Consider the following 26,665-nt stretch of genomic DNA (forward strand, 5'->3'; position numbering starts at 1 on the left):
GTACGATTGGGTATATGTCCCCGGTGCGTTTTGAGCAGTGCTATTACGAGTGTATAGCTTAGCTTAGAGGTGTCTACTTTCTTGACAGAAGAGCAAAAAGGGGCTTGTGACGACGGTTTGAGCCCCTTGGGAGCGAACAAGTCCCTAAAAGGGGCTTGTTCCGCTGGTTCGGGCCCCTTGGGAGCGAACAAGTCCCTAAAAGGGGCTTGTTCGACGGCCTACAGTAGCGTATCCAAGCTGCAATGAAACCCAAAGGGCATGCTCCAACACCCACGAACAAAGACTTCAACGGAGCAGGCGGAATCATGCCGGAAAAGCGTCAGCGCTCTCCTTTGTCCGCTAATTTTTACGACATTGGAGATAATTCCAAGAAAATTAGTGGACAACAGAGATTGGAGGCATGATCCGCATGCGGAGTGATGATTGCGCACCGGGACTTTGTGAGGCCATTTCATGCCTCATTTGGAGGCATGATCCGCACGCGGAGTGATCCCACACAACCGGACTTGTGAAGATACTCATCCCCATTTGTTGCATGATCCACATGCGGAGTGATTGCGCACCGGGACTTGTAAAGCCACTTCAATGAACATGCTCACAACGCATACTCCGTGATTACCCCTCTGCACACGGTCTCCGCCACATCGATGAGCCGCTGGTTAGAGCTGCCGCGAAAAGGCAGCGACACATCCTTCAGCTCAAGCACGAACCGTCCGTCGATAATGACATCGCACAGCAGCGCCAGCTCGCGCCGCTTCGGGTGCCGCATGAGTGCCTCGAATGTAAAGCCTGTATAAGCCCATACGGTTTTGTCCTGACAGTGTGAACGGAAACTCTCGACAAAGGCAGTGCACTCCTCCGGCGAAAAGAACGGGTCGCCTCCGCATAAAGTCAATCCATCGATCAGAGGATTGGAGGCGATATCCCGAAGGATCCGCGCGGACACTTCCTCCGTGAAAGGAACCCCTGCCTCAAAATCCCAAGACGCCGGATTGAAGCAGCCCGGACAGGCATGCCGGCAGCCGCTGATGAAGAGCACTGCCCGGAGTCCCTCCCCTTCGCTAATGCTTTCCGGAACATAGCCGATCAGGTTCACAGATGCTTCACCCGGTCTCTCACTTCCGCCTGCTTCGCGGAGTTGAAACGCTCGGTATAGCTGCCGGTTAAATATCCCGTCACCCTCCGCAGCCGCTGGAAGCGCCCCTCCCCTTCGGAGATCCCGCACTGCGGGCAAATGCTGCCGATTACCCCCTCATGCCCGCAGCTTAGACAGCGGTCGATCGGATGGTTCACGGAGAAATAGCCGATATCGGCCTCCAAGGCAAAGCGGACGATGTCTTGGAATGCCTTCGTGTTCAGCCTTGCGCTGCCGTCCAGCTCCACGTACGAGATCGCTCCGGCGTTGCACAGCCCATGAAACGGAGCCTCCAAGCGAATTTTTCGATAAGCGGGCATGCTGTAATAGACGGGAATGTGAAAAGAATTCGTGTAATACTCCCGGTCGGTAACACCCTCAATTACGCCGTACTGCTTACGGTCCAGCCTTGTAAATTTCCCGGACAAGCCTTCAGCCGGCGTGGCAAACAAGGTGATGTTCAGGTTATGGGTTTCGCTGGCTTCATCGCATCGCCGCCGCATATGGCGGACAATCTCGAGGCCGAGCTGAAAGGCCGCATCATCCTCGCCGTGATGGCATCCGGTCAGCGCCTTCAGGCATTCGGCCAGCCCGATGAAGCCCACCGCCAAGGTGCCGTGCTTGATGAGTTCCCTTACGCTATCCTCCGGCGCGAGCTTCTCTCCGCCTTCCCATACGCCCTCCCTCATCATGAAATCGGACGCCTTCGCCGGCTGTTCGGCTTGGATCCCGAAGCGGTGAACCAGTCCGGCTACAGCGATCCTTATGCAATCATCGAGCCTGGACAAAAAGCCCTCGAGATCCGGCTTCCCCCGCTGCTGCAGGACGATGCCATGCTCGATCCCCAACTTGACCAAATTGACGGTGTTGAAGGACAGATTGCCTTTGCCGCTCAATCGGTTTCGCCCGAAGCGGTCGGAGATCGTCCGGGTTCGGCATCCCATCGTGGCAATGATGGTATCCGGGTCGTCCGGCTTGTAATACGGCAGGTTGAATGAAGCGTCCACATTGACGAAATTCGGGTACAGCCTGCGGCTAGAGCATTCGACCGCCTTCAGGAACAGGTCGTAGTTGGGCTCGCTCTCCGCCTGGTTCACTCCCCGCTTACACTGGAAAATATGCTGCGGAAAAATCGGCGTCTCCCCCCGCCCGAGTCCGTTCATCGTGGCATCCAGGAGCGCATGGGATACCATGCGGCCTTCCGTCGATGTGCACATGCCGTAATTGAGCGACGTGAACGGGATTTGCCCCCCGGCCCGGCTGCTCATCGTGTTCAAATTGTGGATTAGCGATTCGGCGGCCTGCCTCACCTCATTCAGCGTTTCTTCATAGGCATACCGGTAAATTCGGCGAGCGTTCTCCTTCAGTTGCTGGTTGTCGATGTACAGCTCATCGTCATTCCAATCGGCCGTCCCTGGTGAAGATTCGGCATCTCCGAGATAAGCCGCACCCTTGCGGAAATGCCGCCGGAACGTTTGGCCAACGTACGGTGCGAGGTCCCAATCGATTTTGTTCGCGGAGACGCCGCCGTACTGGCTGTTCTGCTGGGATTGGAAAATGATCGCCACGAGCGCCATCGCCGTCATGATGCTTTTCGGCGGCCGTACCGAACCGTTACCCGTATTAAAGCCTCCGGCGAGCAGACGGTCAAAGGGGATGAAGATGCAGTTGGTCGTGCCGAGCGCGTACTGATCCAGGTCATGGACGTAAATGGATCCTTCCCGTACGGCATTCGCAAGCTCTGGGGGAAGCACAAAGCGGCTTGCCATCCACTTGCTGTATTCCGAGCCGATCCGACTCATTTTTCCACTGAACGATTCGCCGTTCAAATTCGCATTCTCCCTCAGCAGATCGGGATTGGCCGACAAGAGCACGTCGCTGCTGATTTTGTACAGCTCGCCCCGCCTAATCCGCTCCAAGTCCCGGGACTCCCGGTACTTCTGGTAAGCCGCAGCCACTTCCCGAAATCCCTCCTGCTGCAAATGCCGAATGACCAGATCCTGAATCTCCTCAACCGTAATCCGTTCCTTCCCCCGCAGCGCTTCGGCTACGAATCCTGCGATCCGAACGGAGGCCTCCTTCCGCGCGTTGCCTTCAACGGCTGCAAGAGCTTTGTCCACCGCATTCACGATCCTGCCTGCCTCAAATGGCGCCCCGCTTCCATCACGCTTGATCACCTTCATGTGACGTCTCAGCTCCTTATTCATCTATCACTTTGAATACTATATATAGTGCACGAATATTAATTTATAATCTACATATAGTATTAAGCTGTGACTTCGATCACGGAACGTTGAAAGATCGGTTAACAATGCAGGGTATCCTTCCTTCGAGAAGGACCGTTCCATCAATCCATTAAGGGATCTGTCAAGCTGAACGGGACCCGTAATCATGCATAAAAAAAGCGCCTCTTCCGATCCTGTATGATCGTGAAACAGCGCTTCAAGGGTTATAGTCGTCAATCAGCCCAGCATCTCCTTATACAAACCATTAGAACACACACAAATCTCAGTTTGCACGGTGCACACCAGACAGCCAATCAGCTCTCCGCTGGCGGCATCGGCGTAGGGGTCGGTTTTGCATAGCCGGTACCATATTTATCGTCGATCGTCTGGCGAATATGCGTTAAGCTCTTGCCCTCACTGCTCATTTTTGCCGATTCCACCGCAATGTCAAGGCATACACCGCAACGGGTGCCGTGATCATCCCATACGACGCTCCCGTCTTCGCGAATTTCATCAATGAAGCAGTTTAGATTGCTTTGATGCCCGGCACTTTCCCCGCACCCGCAATAGCAGGGTATATGCTTCAGCACGTCGCTCACCTGAGCGGACAATGCATAAATGGTCTGAATTTCGCTCGTCTGGCCCTTCAAAAATTCAGGCAGCACATCGGCCGAAGCTGTCATTTCCTGAAGGTCTCCGTTGGCCAGCTGCGTCTGGTGTCCATGGGCATGCGCAGACTCCGCAGCCTGTCCGTCAGGCGCCTGCTCCTGGCCGCTCTTGGCTGAACAACCGCCCAGCACAACACCAATCGATAACAGTAATATGACAAAGCTTCTTTTCCCTATTCTCATCTTCATCCTCCCTAAAATCATTAGTGCCCGCCCAGGACGAGCTGCTCATACCTGCATCCCTGCATTCCTGCTTCCCTGCATTCCGAAAACGCCTATTGTTCACGTCTCAGCCGCTGATTGTGAGCAATCTTCGCCTCGTTCCCCTGTTCCGTCGCCTGATAAAACACCCGACCGGATAGCTCCTTCGGCAGATACTCCTGCTTCACGTAATGCCCTGGATAATCATGCGGGTATTTATATCCGACATGCCCAAGCTTGATTGCCCCTTGATAATGGGCATCCCGCAAGTGCAGTGGAACCTCCGCCGACTTCACCTCGTCCATAGCTGCCATGGCGCGGGAAATGGCCTCGACGACCGCATTGGACTTCGGACTCTCTACCGCGAACACAATCGCTTGGACAACGTTCAGCTTCGCTTCCGGCCAGCCGTTGTTCCGGTAAGCCTCCAAGGCGCTGACTGCCTGAACCATCGCCTGCGGGTTGGCAAGGCCGATATCCTCGCTGCTTGCGGCGATAAGACGCCGGATGAACACCATCGGGTCCATCCCCAGCTTTTCGACGGCGTACAGGAACCAGAACACCGCCGCATCGCTCGAGCCCCGAATGCTCTTATGGAAGGCGGAGAGCACGTCGTACTGCGTGGATTCATCCGCCTTCACGAGCGGCTTGCGGATCGATTCCTCGGCCACATCTAGCGTAATATGAACGGTGCCGTTTTCATCCGGGGGCGTGGTCATGGCCGCCAATTCAAGGGCGTTCAAGGCCCGGCGAATGTCGCCGTTAGCCATCGTTGCAATATGCTCAAGCGCCTCGTCATCCGCGATCAAATCCATATAGCCAAGTCCCTTGTCGGAATCGGTCAGCGCGCGCCGCATCGCAATCAGCGAATGCTCCTTGGTTAAAGGCTGCAATTGAAACAACGTGGACCGGCTCATCAAGGCCCCGTTCACGTAATGAAACGGATTTTCCGTTGTCGCTCCGATGAAGATGATGGTTCCGTTCTCAACCGCCGGCAGCAGCGCATCCTGTCTGGAACTATTGAATCGGTGCACCTCGTCCAGGAACAGAATCGTCTTCGTTCCGTACAAGCTGCGGTTGCTCTGGGCCTGTTCAATGACTTCCCGCACATCCTTAACCGAGGCCTCAACCGCATTAAGCCGGACAAAATGGCCCTTGGTCTGCTGTGAAATAATATGGGCGAGCGTCGTTTTGCCGCATCCGGGAGGACCGTACAGCAAAATAGATGATACCTGGTCCGCTTCGATGGCTCGCCGGAGCAGCTTCCCCGGCCCGATGATATGCTCTTGTCCTATATATTCATCCAGCGAAACCGGCCGCATTCGGTCGGCCAGCAGCCTGGAATCCCGGTCGGCTTCGCGTCCGTAACTGAATAAATCCATTTGCTACACTTCCTTGTCTCTAGATCAGTCGTCGGCCAGACCCTGGCCCCTTAAAATCTATCACAGCTTATCATATCATATATGCAGCGGGCGTGCCCGCACTGCCGGCACGATGGACGGCAGCCGTTCGTTCCCTCACTGCTCCGAGTGATGGTCGGCGACGGTTCATTCTCTACACTGCCCCGAGTGATGGTCGGCGACGGTTCATTCCCTACACTGCCCCGAGTGATGGACAGCGGCGGTTCATTCCCATCCCCGAGAGATGGCGGCGGCGGTTCATTCTCTCACTCCCAGAGAGATGGTCGGTCCGGTTCGTTCCCACACGATTCGGGGCTGACGTCGAGCATTTGCTTTTTGATTCATCCTCCCGTTTTAGATTCATTTTAGATCTATCCTAACTTTTTTCTACTTGTGAGCGTTAAATGTATATAAAGCCGTTATTAAGGGGAGAGTGGAAGCGGGCATGAAGATCCGGAATGCCAAGCGGAAAATGGTTCATGCGGCCATCGGAATCGGGGCGAGTCTGCTCATAATGTGCATTCATGCCCAGCACAATCAAGTGCTCTTCGAAATCTATGAGCCTGAAGCTCTGACAGAGCATCTTCTCGCCTTTCGAATGATCTATATCATTCTTTCGCTCCAGCTTCTGTACTCCCTGTACGTGTTGATCCGCTCTGCTATTCGGATATGGGAATACAAGCAGGAAATCCGCCGGGCGAGGGCCAATCCTTCCGGTAATTCGATAGGCATCGACGGAGGTTGTTATGAAAAGAAATAAAGTGCGAATTGCAATTCTCTCGGGAACGCTGCTGGCAGCTGCTGCCCTCATCGTGTGGACGCTGCTTCGGTATATCGGCCATCTCGGTGATTCGTACCGGATGCTGGGATAGAATACTTATTCCGTGCGTTTATTTGCGTTTATTTGCGTGTATTGCGCTGTATTGAATAGACAAAGGACGAATTCCCCGCCATAGGAAATAGCCCCTGAAGAAACGGTGCATGCAGCAACCGCTAACTTCAGGGGCTATCCCTAGTCTAGCATTTTTATTTCCGCTCGTAGTCAATCCCTATGCAATCGATCCATATCCGGCCATGTATCCTTGTATCACGACGTCACGGCCAGCCAATGGCTGTAATATCCGATGCCTCCGCCGTCACGTAAGAAGGACGCGCTTCCCCATGCAGCAGCCACAGCTCGTGCAGTGCCCGGGTACAGCCAACATACATCAGCTTGGCATCCCAAGCTTTCTCCGCGTAATGTCCCGCATCTGCATCCGCAACGATGACCGCATCGAATTCAAGGCCCTTGGACAAATAGACCGGCAGCACCGAGTATCCGCCCTGATACGTACCTTCGCTGCCGTCGATCAGGTTCAGCTCCGGCCATGCCGCACGCAGCTCTTCGTGAAGCGCCTCCGCCTCAAGCAGCGTCCGCGTCAGAATCGCTACCGTACGATAATCCTTCGCGATCAGAGACTCCATCGCCCGCTTCAGATCCTTCGTCCTTGAGCTTCCGGAAGCGTAAGGGATCAAACGCACCGCATCCCCGCTCCGGAACACCGGAACCGCAAGCAGATCGCTGCCGACACCCTTTTCCAAAATACCGTTCGCAAATTCGATGATCTCCATCGTCGACCGGTAGCTGCGCGTCAGGGCAAAATAAGCGGTCTCCTCCTCCTTGAATAAGGAGCTCATTTCCTCCCAGGCATGAACGCCGCGATAGGCATGAATGCCCTGCGACAGATCGCCGAGGATGGTGAAGGAATGCCCCCTGACGAACAGATCCAGTACGGCTACCTGAAATGGGGAGAAATCCTGCGCCTCGTCGATGACGATATGGTCGAAGCGCTGCTCGCCCGTAATATCATTGAGCAGGCAGTGGAAATATAACAGCGCCGGCAGATCCTCTTCCCGAACGATATTTTGCTTCAGATCCTTCCGCGTTGCCTTAAGCACATCGGCCGGAATTTCCGCCGACAGCTCCTCGACCCATGCTCCAGCTGCCTTCGATGCCCCAAACAGCTGTTTATACAGGGCAAGCGGCTCAAATTTCGGCCACCGGTTCGCGTACGCTTTTTCCCGCTGGGACGCTTTCTTCTTCCGTTCCTTCATGACGGCCCCGGATGGCGATTTCTTCAGCTCCATTTCGATCCAGCGATGCAGCCGGGCAAGCAGCCGTTCCTTCCGCTTGGCAAGCGGATAAGGCTTATATTCCTGCTCGAACCACTCGGCGATCGCCTCCCGCTTCAGAACGGCCCCGTCCCAAGGCGAGAAGTCCTCGTCCGGGAGCGCATTGCGCTCCATCCGTTCGACAAAGCGGCGGATCAGCCCCATAAGGCGCAACGAGCCTTTGTAACGGCCGCTGACCTCATCGTTAACATCCGGGGTCCCGCGCCCCGGCTCGCTCTCGAACCACCGATGAAGCGTCTGCGCGTGGTCTCCCGAGAACAGCTCGATTCCAAGCAGCTCGGCTGCCCAGTCGCCGAAGGTGCGCTGCTGGATATCTCCAACCCCCAGCTCCGGCAGGACGTCGGATATGTAGTCCAGAAACATCAGGTTCGGTGCAAAAATAATCATTTTTTCCGCATGGACCTGCTCCTTGTACTGATACAGCAAATAAGCAAGCCGATGAAGCGCTACCGTGGTTTTTCCGCTTCCCGCAACCCCCTGGATGATCAGCGCCGTGTTTTTCGCCGCCCGAATAATCTTGTCCTGCTCAGCCTGTATCGTCGAGACGATATCCCGCAGGCGGTTGTCCTTGTTCTCTCCTAGACGGTAGACCAGAAACTCGTCATTTACGGCCGGACCGCCGCTCTCGCGATTGTACGTATCTGATACCCGCTCCAGTATTTGCTTCCGGATGACGACATTGCGTTTGAGATATACCAGCCCTTCAATCAACCCCTCCGGCGCCTCGAAGGATGCAGGCTCCGTTCCGCCCGTAAACGAATAAAACAGGCTTGCGACAGGAGCGCGCCAATCGATCACCATCGGATGATCCCCAGCCTCTTCCTTATCGAAGCCTACCTTCCCGATATACAGCGGTTTCTTCTCTCCGGTCCCGTTCTCCTGAAAATCCAGCCTCCCGAAGTAAGGCTCAGGCAAGCTCTTGGCCAGCGCCTGCCGCTTCTCTTCCCTCCCGGCCTCGAGCACCTGCTCCGTAAAATCATGTCCGGTATACACCGGGATGCTGCGCAGCCGTTCAAGCTGCCGGTCGATCTCGACGATCACCTCGCGAAGCCTTGACTCCTCTTCTTGATAGGCACTTTGAAAAGATTGTGACACTTTCAGTTACCTCCTAAGAATTCTAATTTTTTCGCATCGAAAAGCCTGGCTTTGCGAGCCGTGACACAAAAAGGAGTTCTATTGTAACATACCTCCAGCCGTTATACCAGATCATACCGCTTACACTAGTACCCTGTTACGTGCTGCGTGATCCGGCCGACGAGTTGCGTTTGCCAAAAAAGCAGCATCCCGGCCATGGGATGCTGCTTTTGCCTGATCCATTTTTTCGGTTATACGGTGACGCCGCCCTTTTCCAGCAGCTCTCTTACGGTCACGCTCACCATGATGAGTCCGGCTACCGGCGGCACGAAAGCATTGCTTGCCGGCGGCTGCTTCGCCTTACGGATTTCCGGCGCATTCTCCGGAACGATCTTCTCCGTGACGTCTTTGCGGGGCTTCATCGGCTCTTCGAGCGAGAAGACCACCTTGACGCCTTTCTTGATGCCGTCCTTGCGCAGCTTGGTACGGACAACGCGGGCAATCGGATCCATCGAGGTTTTGGAGATGTCGGCCACCTGGAACTTGGTCGGATCCATTTTGTTGGCAGCTCCCATGCTCGAGATGATCGGAATCCCTCGTTTCAGACATTCCTTGATCAGATGCACCTTGTAAATGATCGTATCGGAGGCGTCGATGACATAATCGAGCTCATACTTGAAGAGCTCTTCATAAGTTTCCTCCGTGTAGAACATGTTCAGTGCGATCGCTTCGCATTCGGGATTGATGAGCTTCACTCGCTCGACCATCAGATCCGCCTTCTTCTGACCGATGGTCGTCGTCAGCGCGTGGATCTGACGATTGATGTTCGTAATATCAACGACATCCTTATCGATCAGAATGATGCGACCGACACCGGTACGGGCCAGAGCCTCTACCGCTATGGAGCCGACGCCCCCGATCCCGAGCACCGCGACCGTGCTGTTCTTCATGATTTCAAGGCCCTCAGGGCCAATGGCTAGTTCCGTCCGGGAAAATTGATGCAGCATGTATGCAAATCCTCCTTTATCGACAGACGGCTTACTTCTCGTCGCCCGGCTTCTTGGCCAGCTTGATATGCAGCTGCTCAAGCTGTCCGCCGTCCACTTGGGAAGGAGCGTCCATGAGCAGATCCGTTGCGCTTGCCGTCTTAGGGAACGCAATCGTCTCCCGCAGGTTGTTGCGGCCGGCCAGCAGCATCACCAGACGGTCGAAGCCAAAGGCGATCCCGCCGTGCGGAGGCGTACCGTACTCGAACGCATCCAGCAGGAAGCCGAATTTCTCATGCGCCTCTTCCGGCGAAAGGCCGAGCGCTGCGAACATTTTTTCTTGAATTTCGCGCTTGTAGATCCGCATCGAACCGCCGCCGACTTCATAGCCGTTCAGCACCAGGTCGTACGCTTGAGCGCGCACGGCAAGCGGATCGGTGTCCATCAGTTCCAGATCCTCGTCCTTCGGACGGGTGAACGGATGGTGCTCGGCAACATAACGCTTCGCCTCTTCGTCATAACTGAGCAGCGGGAAGTCAAGCACCCATGCAAACTTGTATTCATTGTCGTTGATGAGACCGAGCTGACGTCCGATTTTCAGACGGAGCGCCCCAAGCACATCAGCCACAACCTTCTTGTTGTCGGCGGAGAACAGCAGCAGGTCGCCTTCCTCGGCGCCGGTGCGCTCGCGTACCGCTTCGATCTCCTGCTCCGTAAAGAATTTCACGATCGGTCCCTTGAATTCGCCTTCCTTCACTTGAATCCAGGCCAGACCCTTTGCGCCGTAGCGAGCCGCATATGGTCCCAGGTCATCGATCTCTTTACGGGTCCAGGTACCGCAGCCCTTCGCATTCAAGCACTTCACTTCGCCGCCTTTTTCAATAACAGAGGAGAATACTTTGACACCGCTGTTTGCGACGATATCGTTCATCTCGATCAGCTCGAGCCCGAAACGAAGATCAGGCTTGTCGGAGCCGTATTTGCCCATCGCTTCGGCATAGCTGATGCGTTGGAACGGAGTCGCAAGCTCTACGCCGATCGTTTCCTTGAACAATTTGACCATGAGCTGCTCCATCATATTCAGAAGATCATCGCGCTCCATGAACGACGTTTCGATGTCGACCTGAGTGAATTCCGGCTGGCGGTCCGCCCGCAGGTCCTCGTCCCGGAAGCAGCGCGCGATCTGGTAATAGCGCTCGAGACCGCTGACCATCAGCAGCTGCTTGTAGATTTGCGGAGATTGCGGCAGAGCGAAGAATTCGCCCGCATGTACGCGGCTCGGCACGAGGTAATCCCGCGCGCCTTCCGGCGTGCTCTTGGTCAGAATCGGCGTCTCTACATCGACGAAGCCTTCGCCGTCAAGGAAGTCGCGGAATACTTTGGCCGCTTTGGAGCGGAGCATCAGCGTCTTCTGCATTTCCGGACGACGCAGGTCCAAATATCGGTATTTCAGGCGAAGCTGCTCATCAACCTCAACCCCGTCCTCGATGAAGAACGGCGGCGTCTTGGCAGCGTTCAGCACCTCGATTTCAGTCACTTGAACTTCGATTTCGCCGGTCGGCAGATTTGGATTGAACGTCTCCGGCGCGCGTTTAACGACTTTACCGGATACGGCAATAACATATTCGCTGCGCACTTTGTCTGCAACCGCCAAGGCTTCTCCGGAGAAATCCGGATTGAATACAACCTGCATAATGCCGCTGCGGTCGCGCAGGTCGATAAACAATACGCCACCCAAGTCGCGGCGGGTCTGTACCCAGCCGTTCAGCGTTACGGTTTCTCCAATGTTCGCGGTCGTCAGCAGACCGCATTGATGCGTCCTTTTCATCTTGTTATCATTCCCCTTTAGTATAATTAGCCGCTGATCGCGGGTGGTTAAACAAGTTCTTCAAACAGCTGTTCCAGCTTCACCGTGCGCTGCTCGCCGCTTTCCATGGATTTCAGCGAAATTTCCCCGCGGGCAAGCTCGTCATCACCCAATATGGCCGTATAGCGCGCGTTCAGACGATCGGCGGATTTCATTTGAGCTTTCATTTTCCGCCCGAGATAGTCCCGTTCTGCGGAAATGCCTTTGCCGCGCAGCTCGTAAATGATCTTTACGACTTCCCGCTCGGCTGCTTCGCCGAGGGCCACCAAGTACACATCCAGCGGTTTTACGCCCGAGAGGTCTATGCCCTGGTGTTCCAAAATGAGCTGTATGCGCTCGAGGCCGATCCCGAAGCCGATGCCCGGCTGATCCGGTCCGCCGATCTGGTCCACCAATCCGTTAAAGCGTCCGCCCCCGCCGACCGTATCGATAGCGCCGATCCCCTGCGCCTTGAATTCGAAAGCGGTATGCGTGTAATAATCGAGGCCGCGAACAAGCCTCGGATTAATCTCATACTCGATGTTCATTGCATCCAGATAGCTCTGCACCTTACCGAAGTGAACGCTGCATTCCTCATCCAAGCTGTCCAGGATGGAAGGCGCATCCGTGAATTTGTCCTGGTCCTTCTTGCAATCCAGCACGCGAAGCGGATTGCGCTCCATACGGGATTGGCAGTCCGAACAAAGATTGTCCTTCATCGGTTCCAGGTAAGCAAGCAATCGGCTCCGGTAAGCCGCCCGTACCTCCGGCGTACCGACAGAGTTAATCTCCGCCTTCACGCCTTGAAGTCCAAGCTCCTTATAAAAGGTATAGCCAAGCGCGATAACCTCCGCATCCACAGCCGGATCCGCCGTGCCGAACACTTCGACGCCGAACTGATGGAACTGCCGGTATCTCCCGGCTTGGGGCCGCTCATAACGGAACATCGGACCGATATAATACAATTTGGTAATATCCGGCTCCCCATAGAGCTTGTTCTGCACGAAGGCCCGAACGACGCCTGCCGTTCCCTCCGGACGAAGGGTCATGCTGCGATCGCCTTTGTCCTTGAAGGTATACATTTCCTTCTCAACGATATCGGTCGTCTCTCCGACTCCGCGCTCGAATAATTCGGTCTGCTCGAAGATCGGCGTCCGGATCTCGCGGTAATTATATCTCCGGCACAAATCCCGGGCCTTCTCCTCGATCAGCTGCCATTTCTCGACCGTTCCGGGCAGAATGTCCTGCGTGCCGGTCGGCTTCTCAAATTTTTCGTTTGCCATCTTCATCCCTCCACATCCTACTGCTTTTTTCTTTTACAAACATCGCTTGAAATTAAAAAATCCCCCGCCCCGGCTGTCCAAAGACAACTGGGACGAGAGATGTTCATAAACGTATATCACCCGTGGTACCACCCACATTCCGGATCGGCCCCGCCCAGGCGTACATCATGTACTCTGTGCAAATCCTGCATCCGCTTCAACCGCGTAACGCCCGGCCGCGCAGATCGGCTACTGTTCCTGCCACCGGGGCTGCCGGTGCGAAGGTTCGCCGTCTGTTCTCGAGGAAGTCATTCGTCCATTCATCAAGAGAATCCTTACAGCCAAAGGGATTCCTCTCTGTTCTTGTGGGGATGGAGTACTTGGTCCCGTCATCAAATCCGATATGATGTTATCAGTATACCCGAAACATTATATTTTTAGATTCTAATGAACCGCCGAGCTAAAGTCAAGCAGCTTTGTAGAAATAACCCGAAAAAAGAAAAAAACCTACTGGCCGAATGCCGTAGGTCCAAAACATATATTATATAAAAAAGGGGGTCATGCTGTTATTATAAGCATCTAATATTAAAGAAAGATTGAACAAACATTACAGTTATATTACAAGCAAGAAAACGCTTTAAAAGGTTGTCGGGTCTCGTCACAATCAGCCGGTCTTGCGCTATCGCAACAGAATAAGCCTGATTGTCTCGTAATTAATCGAATCGTTCCACGTACGCATGGTTCGCCCGAAGCTTATGGACAATCGCGTCGTAATCCTCGTCTCTTACCTTAACGGACAACGCATACTTCAATTCTCCGTAATCTCTGTCCGTCACGTCCGCTTCCCGCCATCCGTCTGAACGGTCGCCGTCCGCGCGGTCCTCCGCGAGGTCCCCGGTCAGCGCCCTGTCCCCTCCGATAACGACGCCGGGTGCCCCAATGACGCCGCCGGGCGCGGCCGCCGTACCGGCTCCCATCGTCGCGCCAGCGGTGCCCGAATTGTTCCAAGGCACTAGCGGCACCAGAATATTTGCCCCGCTGCGGATCGGGTCTTGCAGCTGACCCACCTCAAGCTGCTCGGTGTGGTAGGTCAGCAGCGACGTTCTGGCACCCTCTGCTTCATCTTCGGTCCTGAAATAAGCTTGAATTTGTTTCGACATGTCCATTCCTCCTTTTTTTCAAAAGCTATCGTTTTGAAAAGACTGGTCTTGCATGGACAAACTGCCTCCACTGCCGAATCAGAGAGCCTTCAGCAGCTCGCGTACAAAGGCCGGCTCATCCTTCGGCGTGCGGGATGTAATGAAATTCCGGTCCACTACAACCTCTTCATCCTTGAACTGCGCTCCGGCATTCACCATATCATCCTGAAGCGGCGGATACGATGTGATCGTTCGACCCTTCAGTAAATCGGCGCTTGCCAGAATTTGCGGTCCGTGGCATATGGCGGCAATCGGTTTGCCCGCACGGTCTGCCGCTGTGACAAACTGCAATATATGGGAATCCAGACGTAGATTCTCCGGTGAGGAGCCGCCTGGAATAACCACCGCATCATAATCCTCTATATTTGCATCAGCAATCGCTTTATCGGTCGTATACGAGGCCTTGCCTTGTTTCCCCTTCACTTCCTGACCCTGTTTCAAGCCGATAATCTCCGCCTCATGCCCCGCTTCCTTCACGGCGTCATAAGGGGTCTTCATCTCGGAATCCTCAAACTGATCTGCTAGCAGAAATGCAACCTTGCTCATCTGGCATGTCTCCTTTCACGATTGGTCCTCGATTTGTTATTACCCTGCCGCGCTTCTTTTATAACAACGAACTTCCGCAAGAATGAAGGGGGATGCCGGCTTAGACTCGCATTGAATATAACCCGCTTCAACATAAAAAAGCCCGGAGGACATCCCCCGGACCTTCTATCCATTCATGTATTCTTATTCCATAAAGAAGCTACCATCTCGGCAGCAGCCTTCGGTATTGCCCCTTCATTCTCAACGCCAGCACAGGATCCTCCGGCGAAGCCGAAAGCCGCTCCACTCCCGTACTCTCTCTTATGCCGCTAGACGGCTCACATGCTTTCAACCCGCTGCAAAGGGAAGACTTGGGGGATTGACGCATCGGTCGCATCACTCCTTCATTCGCTTGGTTGTGCAAGCAGAACCATTCCCCCACAGGTTGCCCAAAAATTCCGGGATCATGCATGAAAGGTCAGCACCGATAAGAGCTAGGAGGCACGGCTGTCGATGATAATCGTTACGGGCCCCCAGTTCGTAAGCGACACGTCCATCATCGCTCCAAATTTTCCGGTTTCCACGGTTAACCCTTTTGCCGCCAGCTCCTGGTTGAACGCCTCGTACAGCGCCTTGGCCGCGTCCGGCTTCGCCGCAGCCATGAAGTTCGGACGTTTACCCTTGCGGGTGTCGCCGTAAAGCGTAAACTGGGAGACGGACAGCACGGCTCCGCCGACATCCTGGACGCTGAAGTTCATTTTCCCTTCCTCATCCTCGAATATCCGGAGTCCGGCCACCTTGTCGGCTATATATTTTACATCCTTCTCGTCATCTTCATGGGTCACGCCCACGAGCACCATAAGCCCCTCTCCGATCCGGCCCACAACCTCCCCTTCAACCGTAACCTCCGCATGCTTGCATCGCTGAATGACAACTCTCATAACACTTAGCTCCCTCTGTCAAAAAATAAGTTACCACAATAATAAAAGGCCTGCTCCCTGAAGGGCAGCAGACCGTGAATTGCATCAGGCAACCGGAAGCCCGCACGAAATAAGAATCACTGCATGATCCGGTGAACGGTATATACATCCTTTACCCGTTTAATGCGCTCGACGACCGAATGCAAATGATCGGTATTCCGAATCAGAATCGTCATATGAATCATCGCCATTTTGTTCTTGTCCGAGCGGCCCGTGACGGCGGATATATTCGTCTTGCTCTCCGAAACGGCCTGCAGCACTTCATTCAAGAGCCCGTTTCGATCATGCCCGGTCACCTCGATATCGACACTGTAGTTAGCCTCCACCGAGGATTCCCATTCGACCTCGATCACCCGAGCGGCATCTTCGCCTTCGCCTGTAGCCGGAAGGTTCGGACAGTCCGAGCGATGGACCGAGACGCCGCGGCCCCGTGTAACATAACCGACGATATCGTCTCCCGGAACCGGGTTGCAGCAGCGGGCAAAACGGACCAGCAGATTATCGATCCCTTTGACGCGAACGCCGTTCGTCGGACGGCTGCGCTTCTCGGCCGGTTTGATCTCCTTCATCTCGGAGGTCATCTCCAGCTGATTGGCTGCTTCCTCCTGCTCCCTGCGCATCTTCTCCGTTACCTTGGTACAGATCTGGGCGGCGGTAATGCCCCCGAAGCCGATGGCCGACAGCATATCCTCGATATCATTGAAAGCGAATTTCTTCGCCGCTTCCATCAGCTTATCATCGGTCGTCCATTCGGACACGTCAAGGCCGAGGCGCTTAAACTCCCGCTCCAGCATTTCGCGTCCCTTTTCCACGTTCTCTTCGCGCTTTTCCTTCTTGAACCACTGCTTGATCTTGCTCCGAGCATGGGAAGACTGGGCGATCTTGAGCCAATCCTGACTCGGCCCATAGGAATGCTTGGAGGTTAGGATTTCGACGATATCGCCCGTTTTCAGCTGATGGTCCAGCGGAACAATCCGTCCGTTGACCTTGGCCCCGATCGTCCGGTTGCCGACCTCGGTATGAATCCGATACGCAAAATCCAGGGGCACCGAACCGGATGGCAGCTCGATAACCTCGCCTTTCGGCGTGAATACAAATACCAAATCCGAGAAAAAGTCCATTTTTAACGATTCAACAAACTCTGATGCATCCTTCGTCTCATGCTGAAGCTCCAGGATTTCACGGAAAAATGTCAGCCGATTGTCGAAGCTTCCGCTGGAACCGGAAGAGCCTTCTTTATACGCCCAGTGGGCGGCGATACCGTATTCGGCCGTGCGATGCATCTCCCACGTCCGGATCTGAACCTCGGTAGGCTCTCCGTTAGGCCCGACGACGGTCGTATGCAAGGATTGGTACATATTCGTCTTCGGCATAGCGATATAATCTTTGAATCGACCGGGCATCGGCTTCCACAGAGTGTGGATAATGCCCAGCGTAGCATAACAATCTTTAATATTGTCGACAATAATCCGAATGGCAAGCAAATCGTAAATCTCATTAAATTGCTTGTTCTTCACCGTCATCTTCTTAAAGACGCTGTAAATATGCTTCGGTCTTCCAGACAGATCCGCCTGAATGCCCATTTCATCCAGCTTCTCGCGGATGCAGACGATAACGTTGTCGATGTACTGCTCGCGCTCCGCCCGCTTCTTATGCATCAGATTCGCGATGCGGTAATACTGCTGCGGGTTCAAGTAGCGCAGCGCAATATCCTCCATCTCCCACTTGATCGCGGAAATACCGAGACGGTGGGCGATGGGACAGAAAATCTCCAGTGTCTCATAGGAAATACGACGCTGGCTTTCCTCGGACTGGTACTTCAGAGTCCGCATATTATGAAGTCGATCCGCCAGTTTGATCACGATGACCCGGATATCCCTTGCCATGGCGATAAACATTTTGCGGTAATTTTCGTTCTGCTGCTCTTCCTTGGATCTGAACTGGATCCGCTCGAGCTTGGTAAGCCCATCCACCAGCATGGCGCAGGTATCCCCGAAGCGCTCCCGAATCTCGTCAAGGGATACGGTCGTGTCCTCAACGACATCATGCAGCAGCGCAGCGATGATCGACAGCGTATCCATCTGCATATTCACCACGATGTCGGCAACCGCGAGCGGATGAAGAATATAAGGTTCTCCCGATTTCCGCACTTGTCCGTGGTGGGCTTGTTCCGCAAATTCATACGCTTCCCGGATGCGGAGAAGATCGGGTTCTTTAATATAGGCGCTGGCCTTTTCGAGTAATCGCTCTATGCCCATTTTGGAGTCCTTCTCTTCCCTTTCTATATAAAATGGAACCCGCCCTTGTCAAAACGTGCAGGTTCCCTCTTGATGGTTTTCCTCTCATTATGACGCTTGTGGCGGTTTACGTCAACCGTATGCGGGTTTCTCCAATCACGGACAGCGTTTCGCTAACAGTTACATACATTATGCCCTATTCCTGGCGGATAGACATCTTGGATTCGACAAGGCTTGCATCTTTTTTGACGGACTGCAAAAAATATTGTTGAAAAAACGAACGATTGTATTTAATCTATTAAAGATCGTACGCGAACGGTCCTATATTTAAAGTCCTATAGAGGAGTGGAATAACTTGCAACGCGAAATTCAGGTTGATGAAAAGCTTCCGCTTGGCCCCGGTTTCCTGCTGAGCCTTCAGCATTTGTTCGCCATGTTCGGAAGCACGGTGCTCGTTCCTAACTTGTTCGGTGTGGATCCCGGCATGATCCTGCTGATGAACGGGATCGGCACGCTGCTCTACATTTTTTTCTGTAAAGGGAAAATTCCTGCATATCTCGGCTCAAGCTTCGCCTTCATTGCGCCGGTTCTGATGGTGCTGGATGGCAACCCGGATGCCAACTACGGAAAAGCACTCGGCGCGTTCATCGTAACCGGGGTCATCTTCTGCCTGGTTGCCCTTATTGTCAAGTACGCAGGAACCAAGTGGATCGACTTTGTGTTCCCTCCGGCTGTCATGGGCGCCATCATCGCCATGATCGGTCTGGAGCTCGTTCCGGTCGCCGCAGACATGGCCGGCTTACTCCCTGCAGAAGGAGAGTCCATCAATCCGACAACGGTAACGATCTCGCTCGTAACGCTCGGCGTAACCGTGTTCGGATCGGTGCTGTTCCGGGGCTTTCCCAAAATCATTCATATCCTGATCGGGATCGTGGTAGGTTATGCGCTATCCTTTGCACTTGGCGTTGTAGAGACGGAAAAAATCGCCGAGGCCAGCTTCCTCTCCATGCCTGAAATTACGACGCCGGTATTCGACGCTACAGCCATCTTCAGCATTATTCTGGTCTCGCTCGTCGTGATCGTGGAGCACATCGGGCACCTGCTCGTAACCAGCAATATTGTAGGCAGGGATTTAGCGAAAGACCCGGGGCTTCACCGCTCCCTGCTCGGCAACGGGGTCTCCACCATTTTGTCCGGCTTCGTCGGCTCGACGCCGAACACGACCTATGGGGAGAACATCGGCGTCATGGCGCTGACGAAGGTATACTCGGTATACGTCATTGCCGGAGCGGCCGTCATTGCGATTCTGCTCTCGTTCTCCGGCTCGTTCTCGGCCGTCGTGGCCAATATTCCAACGCCGGTTATGGGCGGCGTATCCTTGCTGCTGTTCGGTGTAATCGCGGCTTCAGGCCTGCGAATTTTCGTTGAGCAGAAGGTCGATTTCTCCAAGGCAAGCAACATGATTATGGCGACGCTGGTATTCGTAACCGGCATCAGCGGCGTTTCCTTGAAGATCTGGACGGTAGAATTGAAAGGTATGGCTTTGGCAACGATCGTGGGCATGTGCCTCGCTATTCTCTTCAAACTGTTTGAAATAACGGGCCTCTCTAACGAAAAGAATAACGAACAGCCTATCACCGAGAAAACGCCGGACTAAAGCTGTCTAAGGAGCATCATGAAAAACAGCCGCAAACCTGCGGCTGTTTTTTTATATTCAATTGCGGGATTCTCTGTTGCAATAGCCTTTTAGTGCCCTTGTTATAAAGACATTGATCGGATGGACATGAAGTATATTTCAATCAAGGGCTTGAACCCCTTCTCCGTACCGCCTTCTCAATGGCATCGAAGGTTATTATTCCGGGAGAGCTATATCTCAATGTAGATCAAAGAGAGCTAACGGCTGCATATTCTTCAGCCTCCTGAACCAACACAAAAAGGTCCTGAGCCATCGCTCAGGACCTTTTTATTTCCCGGGAAAATTTGTCGTTTACTCGTATTTCATAAGCGTAAATACGTCGATTCCATCCAGCTTCGAACGCCCGTTCAGATCTGCAAGCTCGATCATAAATGCAGCGCCGACCACATTGCCGCCCAGCTGACGAATCAAGTTAACCGATGTGGAAATGGTGCCGCCGGTTGCGAGAAGATCATCCGCAATCAGTACATTCTGCCCTTTCTCGATGGCGTCGGTATGCATAGCCAGACGATCTTTGCCATACTCGAGGTCATATCCTACCTCAATCGTTTCGTAAGGGAGCTTTCCGCTCTTGCGAATCGGCGTAAAGCCGACGCCAAGCGCATAGGCCAGCGGTGCGCCGACAACGAAGCCGCGCGCTTCCGGGCCCGCGATCACGTCAATTTTGAGGTCGGATACCATCGTTTTCAGCTCTTCGATCGCTTTGCGGTATACCTCACCATTTTTCAGAAGCGTCGTAATGTCTTTAAAACTGATTCCTGGCTGCGGAAAGTCGGGAACGACGCGAATATAATCTTTAAAATCCAACTTAATCTCCTCCTGTATCATTACGGCTAAGAAACATCTTTAGTACGGGACATCATCCACTGGGTTAATTGTTCAGTACCGGCATGCAGCAAATGCTGTTCCATGTCCGCAAGATTGCTTAATTCCCGGAAATGCCGGGAAGCATCAAGCGGTTTCTTCTCCGGTTTCGGAACAAAGGTAATCCATCCCTTGGCCCGCTGGATGAACACCAATTCCTCAAATACATCCAGCGCTTTGGCAAGCATGCGCGAGGACAGCGAAGTTCGCCGCTTCAGCTGCGCCACCGCTTCCTGCTCCGGTACCGGCGAGGATGCCATGCCGGCAAGCAGAACATATAGCTGCTTGAACTGTTCGCGGTTCGGGATCAGCAATCGTTCACGCTCATTCCGAGTCGGATGCAGCATGAATATATTAGGAACGTTGTGGAAGGCCTTCATCATCGCATCCAGCTGTTCGGCGCTCTCCGGTATGTCCAGCACGAACAAAACGGAAGTGTCTTCTTTAGGTTTGCTCTCAGCAATATCATTATCCGGCATAATGCCAGCATTCCTATCATATACCCAAAGGCACATATCATACAATTGACTTTTTATTTCAGGATGTGAATCTTTTGCATATACGACGGCGGACCTGTCGGCTGAGCACTGCAGGTATGGCGCAAGCTCCACTCTCCACCGTTTGATGGCACTTAGAGGCTCAGAAATCCCGCGGAAATCAAACACCTGTCTGGAAGACACCCGAAGGTCTTGAATCAAGAGCTGGAGTCTGCGGCTGCCGTTCCATTCATTCACGGACATCTCCCCAAGAACATCCAAGACCGTGCCAGCCGGCAGCAGATCGGCCAGATGGCCGCTCCCGAAGAAGAGAGCATCGATCTGCTGACCCTTCTGCGCAATCCGCAGCTTCAGATGCTTGCCTTCCTTGCCGATTTTCCGTACTTCCTGTACGGTCACATCCCGAAAAATGATCTTGGGAACGGCGTTGGCCATCCCGAACGGTCCAAGCAGCTCCAGCTGTTCAATGACGGGAAGCGAGACGTCCGACATGCTGCACTCCAAATCCGCTTCGCAAACTGCGGTAAAATGCTCTTCCCTCAGCACTCCATCAGCGAATTGCTGGAGCGCATGTTCAAATTCGTCCAGCCGGTCCCGGTGCAGGCTCATGCCTGCAGCCGAAGGGTGACCGCCGAAATGATCCATGACGTCCCGGCAGGAGCTTAAAGCTTCATAGATGTCCAGCCCCGGTATGGAACGAGCAGAGCCCTTGCAGTTGCCTGTCTCGGGATCGATACCAAGAATGACAACCGGCCGGTAGAACCGCTCCAGCACTTTGGACGCTACAATGCCGACAACCCCCACATTCCAGCCTTCTCCAGCCAGTACAATGACGGATGGCAAGCGCTCGCCCCATTTGACGTTAACCATTTCAATCGCTTCCTGTACGATCGTTTCTACGACCTGCTGCCGGTCCTTGTTCAAGGCGTCCAGCTCAAACGCCAGCCGCTCTGCTTCCTCCCGGCTCTCCGTCGTAAGGAGCGTAACCGCCCTGCCGGCATGATCCAGCCGGCCGCTGGCATTAATCCTCGGAGCCATGGCAAACGCCACGTTGACAGCCGTCACTTGCTCGACCTGGACCCCCGATACCTCAAGCAGGCAACGAATGCCTTCATACCGGGTTGACCGCATCGATTCGATCCCTTGCTTAACGAGCACGCGATTCTCGCCTGTCAACGGCATCAAGTCGGCAATCGTCCCGATCGCAACGATTTCAAGCCATTCCTTTGGCGGCTCTCCGACGAGAGCCTGTGCCAGTTTGTAGGCTACGCCGACGCCAGCCAAGCCCTTAAACGGGTAGGGGCATGCCTTGATTTTCGGATTGATCAGCGCATAAGCATCGGGCAGCCGCTCCGGCGGTTCATGGTGATCGGTCACAATCACATCCATGCCGAGCTCATTCGCATATGCAATCTGATCGACCGCGCTGATTCCTGTATCGACCGTGATCACCAGGCTCACGCCTTGCTGGTGCGCCCAATCGAGCGCATGATTATGTAGACCATAACCTTCATTCGCACGGTGAGGAATGTATATATCGTAGGAGGCTCCCAGCTCACGCATTAGCTGAATCATGAGCGAGGTGCTGGAAACCCCGTCGGCATCATAATCGCCGTAGATCAGAATATGCTCCCGATCCTCCAGCGCTTTTCGAATACGCGGAACGGCCTCACGCATTCCCTGCATGAGATAAGGATCATGGGTAAGCTCCAAAGAGCCGTACAGGAATCTGTTCCCGTCTTCCAAGGATAAGACTCCCCGCGTCGCCAGCAATGATGCCACAACAGGCGATAGCGACATTTCCTTTGCGAGCCATTGTGCCGTATGGTGATCCGGGGCTTTTACCCGCCATTCATATTTGGAATACAGCACAGGATAATCACCTTCCTCTCTCCTGCCGCTTTCCTGCTGTCTTAAGTATAGATCACTTGATTACTGCGGCAGTGTTGGCGAATCATTGTCCAACAGGTCAAAATTCGACTTATACGGATAACCGGGATCATACGGAACAACGGAAACCTTGACATCCGAAACGAGCATAAACCGATGGGTCAGGAGCTTGCGAATGCGTTCGGCAATTTCTTGAGCCTCCAGCACCGACGTGCGCGGGTTGACGCTGACCATAACCTCCAGATTGACTTGGCGAACCTGGCCGTACTCCTGAACTTTAAGTTTCTCGACCGTAATGACGCCATGAACGCGCTGGATCGTATCCATAAATTCGGGCTCGAATTCATGCCGCTTCTCTTCCGTCAGCGTACCGTATACGGAATGAATGATGGAGATATACCCTTTGCGAATCACGAGGCACGCCACAATCAGAGCCGCCACGGAATCCATATAAATAAGTCCGTACCCGTCAAAATACACCCCCGATATGAATGACAAGAAAACGCCGATGATGACCGTGATCGAGCAATATAACGCAAAGCGGTGGTTCTCCAATATCGACTGCAGTCGATGGTCTCTGTTCTTTTTCATATGATGATACTGGTACTGAAATACCGCTTCATTGATGGCCAATGAGATGAGCACGGCAAGCAGCGCCGTTTTATCCGGTGCTTCCGGGACTCCGGAAGCAAACGTTTGGATCGCGGAAACTCCGATTTGAAGGCCGCCCATCATAATCAATACAGCGATTAGGATGGAGATCACAGACTCAGACTGCATGGATGGACCTTGCTTATTTCGTTCAGCGCTGCTTCTCCCGAATACCCGGAGATGCGGCAAACGGTCCGCCAGCAGCGACGCAGCGCTTGCTGACGAATACATGGCATCTGCCATCAAAGCCTTACTGTTTAACAGATAGCCGGCAATGCCTTTGAAGACTGCCAAGGCGAAATCTGTCACAATGCCTGTCCAGAGGACAGCTTCCGTTTGGTTCGATCGTCCGTTCCTCACTTGAGGTCCCCCCCAATCATGCACGCTATAAGGCAGCTAACTTTTGAAAGCCGCGTCGCCTGCGACGCGGCTTTCATGTGTATAGGATCGATGTGATTAAATCTCGATTTTATCTTTGTTCGGCTTCACTGCTTTTTGCGGCTTGTTGCTGACATTTTTCCCTTTAAGCACAAGCCACAACGGGCTTGCGATGAAGATCGACGAGTACGCACCGATCAAGAGACCGATACAGATCGCCAAGGAGAACATCCGAATCGATTCACCGCCGAGTATAAGCATGAACAATGCAGCGATAAACACCGACAATGCGGTATAGATCGAACGCCCGATCGTCTGGGACAAGCTTTTGTTGACCAGCTCGACCAAATCGGAACGGCGTTTAATTTTGGCAAAGCGCAGATTTTCCCGGATCCGGTCAAAGATAACAATCGTATCATTGATCGAATAACCGATAATGGTCAGCACCGCGATAATAAAGGTAAGGTCGACCTCCAGCCCCAGAATCGAGAATATGCTGACGACGACAAAGGCGTCATGCAGCAATGCTACGATGGCTGCAAGGGCGAAGCGCCACTCGAACCGAATGCTGACATAAATGATAATCCCGATACAGGACAGCAGCACCGCATAGATAGCGTTGCGTCCAAGCTCCTTAGCCATCTCGGGATCTACCGTGTTGACTTCAAAGGTAGCCGAGGGGTCCAGCTTTTGAACCGCCGACCGCAGCTTGCTGTCCTGATCCTCGCTCAGCACGTCGCTGAACCGGATATTGATGCGGTCTGTCCCTTCCGTGATGCTGGCATCCTCGCCGATCCCGATTTCATTCAGCACCGGCTGGACCTGTTCGCTCGTCAGCTGCTGCTTAAAAGATATGTCTACGTTCGAACCGGAGCGGAAATCAACGCCGTAGTTCAGCCCCCGCATCAGCAGGAATACCAAGCCCAGAACGGTTATGACAATAGAGAAGATAAAGAAGATTTTACTTTTGCCGACATAATTGAAGTTCTTAAAGCTCACGAATGTCACGCTCCTTTACACCGTAATGGCTCGGTTTGCCGGCCCAACCTATTCTCACAAGTAGATTGAGCAAGAAACGGGAGAAATAAACGTTCGTGGCGATACTGATAAGGATCTCCAAAATCAATACGATGGCGAAGCCTTTAACGGCACCCGTACCGAATGCGAACATGACAGCCGCAACGAGAATCGTCGTCACGTTCGAGTCCATGATCGCGCGCAGCGAAGACTTGCCTCCGGCTTTTACCGCAGAAGCGACGCTCTTACCTGTTCTAATCTCTTCCCGGATCCGTTCATAGGTTATGATGTTGGCGTCAACCGCCATACCTACCCCGAGAATGAACGCTGCAATCCCCGGCAGGGTCAAGGTAAAGTCTGCCCATACAAACACGAGAATCAGCAGCCATGTATGCAGAATGAGTGCAAAGCTTGCCAGCAAGCCAGGAATGCGGTATCGGATGATCATAAACAGCAGGATTGCAACCGACGCCAAAAGACCTGCCTGAAGCGTCTTCGTTAGAGACTGCATGCCAAGGGTAGCCCCAACGCTCTGCGAATACTTCTCAACCAGCTTCAGCGGCAATGCGCCAAGGTTGATCGTATCGCGGATTTGCTTCGCCTCATCCAGCGTATAACTACCTGTAATTTGAGCGGAACCATCCGTCAGCACGGCTTGTACCGTCGGAGCGGACAGCAGCTGGTCATCCATAAAGATTGCCAATTCCTGACCGAGCAGGCGTTCCGTAATTTCAGCAAACTTTGCTTTGTCTTTCACCTTAATGTCTATCATAGGCTGATTCAGTTGGTCATAGGCAATGGATGCGCCATTCTCCACAAAATCATTGCCCCGAAGCTCGATTTTACAGAACTCCTCGCCTTCTTTACAGCCGTCATTGCTTCGGAATGTAAGGTTTGCAGGTTCCTTCATCGTCTTCCGAACCTCGGCCTCATCCGTCACGCCGGCCACTTTCAAACGAATGCGGTTGGTTCCTTCCGGTGTAACCTCCGGCTCTGTTGTGCCGAGCGCATCTGCGCGCTTTTGCAGGCTCTTCGCAGTTTCCTGCAATGCTTCTTTCGTGACTTGCTGCCCTTCCATCAACGGCTCTGCTTCATAGAGTATTTCAAAGCCGCCCTTCAGATCTAGACCTAGGCGGACATCTTTCAGCAAGCCTGGAGTTGTAACGGCCATTATAATGGTAAGCCCGAGCACGGTAACGATGAAACTGATGATTCTTTTCATGCCGTCCCTTTTTCCCCCTTTTTACTCAATATTCCTATTATAGCGATGTCATAAAACCCAGTCAATTTATCAAAATTTGTCGGGATGAGGATCAATCATATATACGGCAAGGCAAAAAGGGACCTCTTTCATTAATCGAAAGACGATCCCTTATATGCTGATATTGTCATATAATTCATTAAGCTCATTGCCTTTAAAGATAAGATATCGTTGACCAGTTTATGGAGGGACGGAACGCCTTCCTTCTCATATTTGCTATTGACGCAGTTCCAGATATCATCCGTCGTCACGTGCTCGTAGCCTATGAGGTGCATCTCCTCGACTTTGCTTTGGCATACCATTTCGATGGTGCTCATCAATTCGTCCTCGGTCATAGGTGTCAGTTGTTCCATGACGTATAGCCTCCTCCCTGTCGTCTCCTTTGATAGATTCGACTCCTAAAGCCTGTTTACTTCTATTCGTACCATGACCGCGTCAAAAAGTAAAGTCATCATATGGGACAGGTAGGGCATATCCATAAGAATAACGTTAATTTGGCGG

22 protein-coding genes are annotated in these 26,665 nt (G+C 53.4%); 3 read left to right on the top strand and 19 right to left on the bottom strand.

The window, feature by feature from the left end:
* Window positions 1-595: 595 nt before the first annotated feature.
* The 4 genes from nrdG to J2Z18_RS29430 form a co-directional block, all read right to left on the bottom strand.
* Window positions 596-1,096 (bottom strand): anaerobic ribonucleoside-triphosphate reductase activating protein, encoded by a 501-nt coding sequence (nrdG, locus tag J2Z18_RS29415; RefSeq protein ID WP_007133193.1) that lies wholly within the window; start codon window positions 1,094-1,096, stop codon window positions 596-598.
* Window positions 1,093-3,318 (bottom strand): anaerobic ribonucleoside triphosphate reductase, encoded by a 2,226-nt coding sequence (locus J2Z18_RS29420; protein WP_210095741.1) that lies wholly within the window; start codon window positions 3,316-3,318, stop codon window positions 1,093-1,095. The genes nrdG and J2Z18_RS29420 overlap by 4 nt, the downstream gene beginning before the upstream one ends.
* Window positions 3,319-3,674: 356 nt before the next feature.
* The gene (locus J2Z18_RS29425; RefSeq protein WP_007133190.1) at window positions 3,675-4,211 is read right to left on the bottom strand and encodes a PCYCGC motif-containing (lipo)protein; all 537 of its coding nucleotides are present in this window, start codon (window positions 4,209-4,211) and stop codon (window positions 3,675-3,677) included.
* A 92-nt stretch (window positions 4,212-4,303) separates the two neighbouring features.
* Window positions 4,304-5,611, bottom strand: a complete 1,308-nt coding sequence (locus J2Z18_RS29430) for a replication-associated recombination protein A (protein WP_007133189.1) — start codon at window positions 5,609-5,611, stop codon at window positions 4,304-4,306.
* A 463-nt stretch (window positions 5,612-6,074) separates the two neighbouring features.
* On the opposite strand from J2Z18_RS29430, the gene J2Z18_RS29435 reads away from it, so the two are divergent.
* A complete protein-coding gene (locus J2Z18_RS29435) occupies window positions 6,075-6,389 on the top strand; it encodes a hypothetical protein (RefSeq protein ID WP_007133188.1) in 315 nt (104 codons plus the stop codon).
* Complete coding sequence (locus J2Z18_RS30865; RefSeq protein WP_007133187.1) at window positions 6,376-6,501, top strand: hypothetical protein; 126 nt, start codon at window positions 6,376-6,378, stop codon at window positions 6,499-6,501. The genes J2Z18_RS29435 and J2Z18_RS30865 overlap by 14 nt, the downstream gene beginning before the upstream one ends.
* Before the next feature lie 223 nt (window positions 6,502-6,724).
* Here J2Z18_RS30865 and J2Z18_RS29440 read toward each other — a convergent pair whose 3' ends face one another.
* The 9 genes from J2Z18_RS29440 to J2Z18_RS29480 form a co-directional block, all read right to left on the bottom strand.
* Window positions 6,725-8,896, bottom strand: coding sequence for a HelD family protein (locus J2Z18_RS29440; RefSeq protein ID WP_007133186.1), 2,172 nt, complete (start codon window positions 8,894-8,896; stop codon window positions 6,725-6,727).
* A gap of 230 nt (window positions 8,897-9,126) precedes the next feature.
* Entirely contained in the window at window positions 9,127-9,882 is a 756-nt protein-coding gene (locus J2Z18_RS29445; protein WP_007133185.1) for a tRNA threonylcarbamoyladenosine dehydratase, read from the bottom strand.
* 31 nt (window positions 9,883-9,913) lie between these two features.
* On the bottom strand, window positions 9,914-11,689 hold the full coding sequence (aspS, locus tag J2Z18_RS29450; protein ID WP_007133184.1) for an aspartate--tRNA ligase: 1,776 nt from the start codon (window positions 11,687-11,689) through the stop codon (window positions 9,914-9,916).
* A 47-nt stretch (window positions 11,690-11,736) separates the two neighbouring features.
* Window positions 11,737-12,990: a histidine--tRNA ligase gene (gene hisS / locus J2Z18_RS29455; protein ID WP_007133183.1), complete on the bottom strand. Its 1,254-nt coding sequence runs from the start codon at window positions 12,988-12,990 to the stop codon at window positions 11,737-11,739.
* Window positions 12,991-13,682: 692 nt separating this feature from the next.
* On the bottom strand, window positions 13,683-14,129 hold the full coding sequence (locus J2Z18_RS29460) for a hypothetical protein (protein ID WP_007133182.1): 447 nt from the start codon (window positions 14,127-14,129) through the stop codon (window positions 13,683-13,685).
* Window positions 14,130-14,207: 78 nt separating this feature from the next.
* On the bottom strand, window positions 14,208-14,714 hold the full coding sequence (locus J2Z18_RS29465) for a type 1 glutamine amidotransferase domain-containing protein (protein ID WP_007133181.1): 507 nt from the start codon (window positions 14,712-14,714) through the stop codon (window positions 14,208-14,210).
* A gap of 199 nt (window positions 14,715-14,913) precedes the next feature.
* Window positions 14,914-15,081, bottom strand: a complete 168-nt coding sequence (locus J2Z18_RS29470; RefSeq protein ID WP_007133179.1) for a hypothetical protein — start codon at window positions 15,079-15,081, stop codon at window positions 14,914-14,916.
* A gap of 106 nt (window positions 15,082-15,187) precedes the next feature.
* On the bottom strand, window positions 15,188-15,634 hold the full coding sequence (gene dtd / locus J2Z18_RS29475; protein ID WP_007133178.1) for a D-aminoacyl-tRNA deacylase: 447 nt from the start codon (window positions 15,632-15,634) through the stop codon (window positions 15,188-15,190).
* Window positions 15,635-15,750: 116 nt separating this feature from the next.
* Window positions 15,751-17,931 (bottom strand): RelA/SpoT family protein, encoded by a 2,181-nt coding sequence (locus J2Z18_RS29480; protein ID WP_007133177.1) that lies wholly within the window; start codon window positions 17,929-17,931, stop codon window positions 15,751-15,753.
* 334 nt (window positions 17,932-18,265) lie between these two features.
* Between J2Z18_RS29480 and uraA the strand changes: the two genes are divergently transcribed.
* Window positions 18,266-19,567 (top strand): uracil permease, encoded by a 1,302-nt coding sequence (gene uraA, locus J2Z18_RS29485; RefSeq protein ID WP_007133176.1) that lies wholly within the window; start codon window positions 18,266-18,268, stop codon window positions 19,565-19,567.
* Between the two features lie 330 nt (window positions 19,568-19,897).
* On the opposite strand, the gene J2Z18_RS29490 is transcribed toward uraA, so the two are convergent.
* The 6 genes from J2Z18_RS29490 to J2Z18_RS29515 form a co-directional block, all read right to left on the bottom strand.
* Window positions 19,898-20,413 carry an adenine phosphoribosyltransferase gene (locus J2Z18_RS29490; protein WP_007133175.1) on the bottom strand — a complete coding sequence of 172 codons (516 nt, stop codon included), beginning with the start codon at window positions 20,411-20,413 and terminating at the stop codon, window positions 19,898-19,900.
* A 26-nt stretch (window positions 20,414-20,439) separates the two neighbouring features.
* Window positions 20,440-22,839 carry a single-stranded-DNA-specific exonuclease RecJ gene (recJ, locus tag J2Z18_RS29495; RefSeq protein WP_210095742.1) on the bottom strand — a complete coding sequence of 800 codons (2,400 nt, stop codon included), beginning with the start codon at window positions 22,837-22,839 and terminating at the stop codon, window positions 20,440-20,442.
* A gap of 60 nt (window positions 22,840-22,899) precedes the next feature.
* Entirely contained in the window at window positions 22,900-23,868 is a 969-nt protein-coding gene (locus J2Z18_RS29500) for a cation diffusion facilitator family transporter (RefSeq protein WP_007133173.1), read from the bottom strand.
* Window positions 23,869-23,964: 96 nt separating this feature from the next.
* The gene (secF, locus tag J2Z18_RS29505; protein ID WP_210095743.1) at window positions 23,965-24,885 is read right to left on the bottom strand and encodes a protein translocase subunit SecF; all 921 of its coding nucleotides are present in this window, start codon (window positions 24,883-24,885) and stop codon (window positions 23,965-23,967) included.
* On the bottom strand, window positions 24,875-26,125 hold the full coding sequence (gene secD, locus J2Z18_RS29510; protein WP_007133171.1) for a protein translocase subunit SecD: 1,251 nt from the start codon (window positions 26,123-26,125) through the stop codon (window positions 24,875-24,877). The genes secF and secD overlap by 11 nt, the downstream gene beginning before the upstream one ends.
* 131 nt (window positions 26,126-26,256) lie before the next feature.
* Window positions 26,257-26,517, bottom strand: coding sequence for a post-transcriptional regulator (locus J2Z18_RS29515; protein ID WP_007133170.1), 261 nt, complete (start codon window positions 26,515-26,517; stop codon window positions 26,257-26,259).
* Window positions 26,518-26,665: the final 148 nt, after the last annotated feature.

Origin of the sequence: Paenibacillus lactis (assembly GCF_017873605.1) — a bacterium.
GTDB classification, from domain to species: domain Bacteria; phylum Bacillota; class Bacilli; order Paenibacillales; family Paenibacillaceae; genus Paenibacillus_AQ; species Paenibacillus_AQ lactis.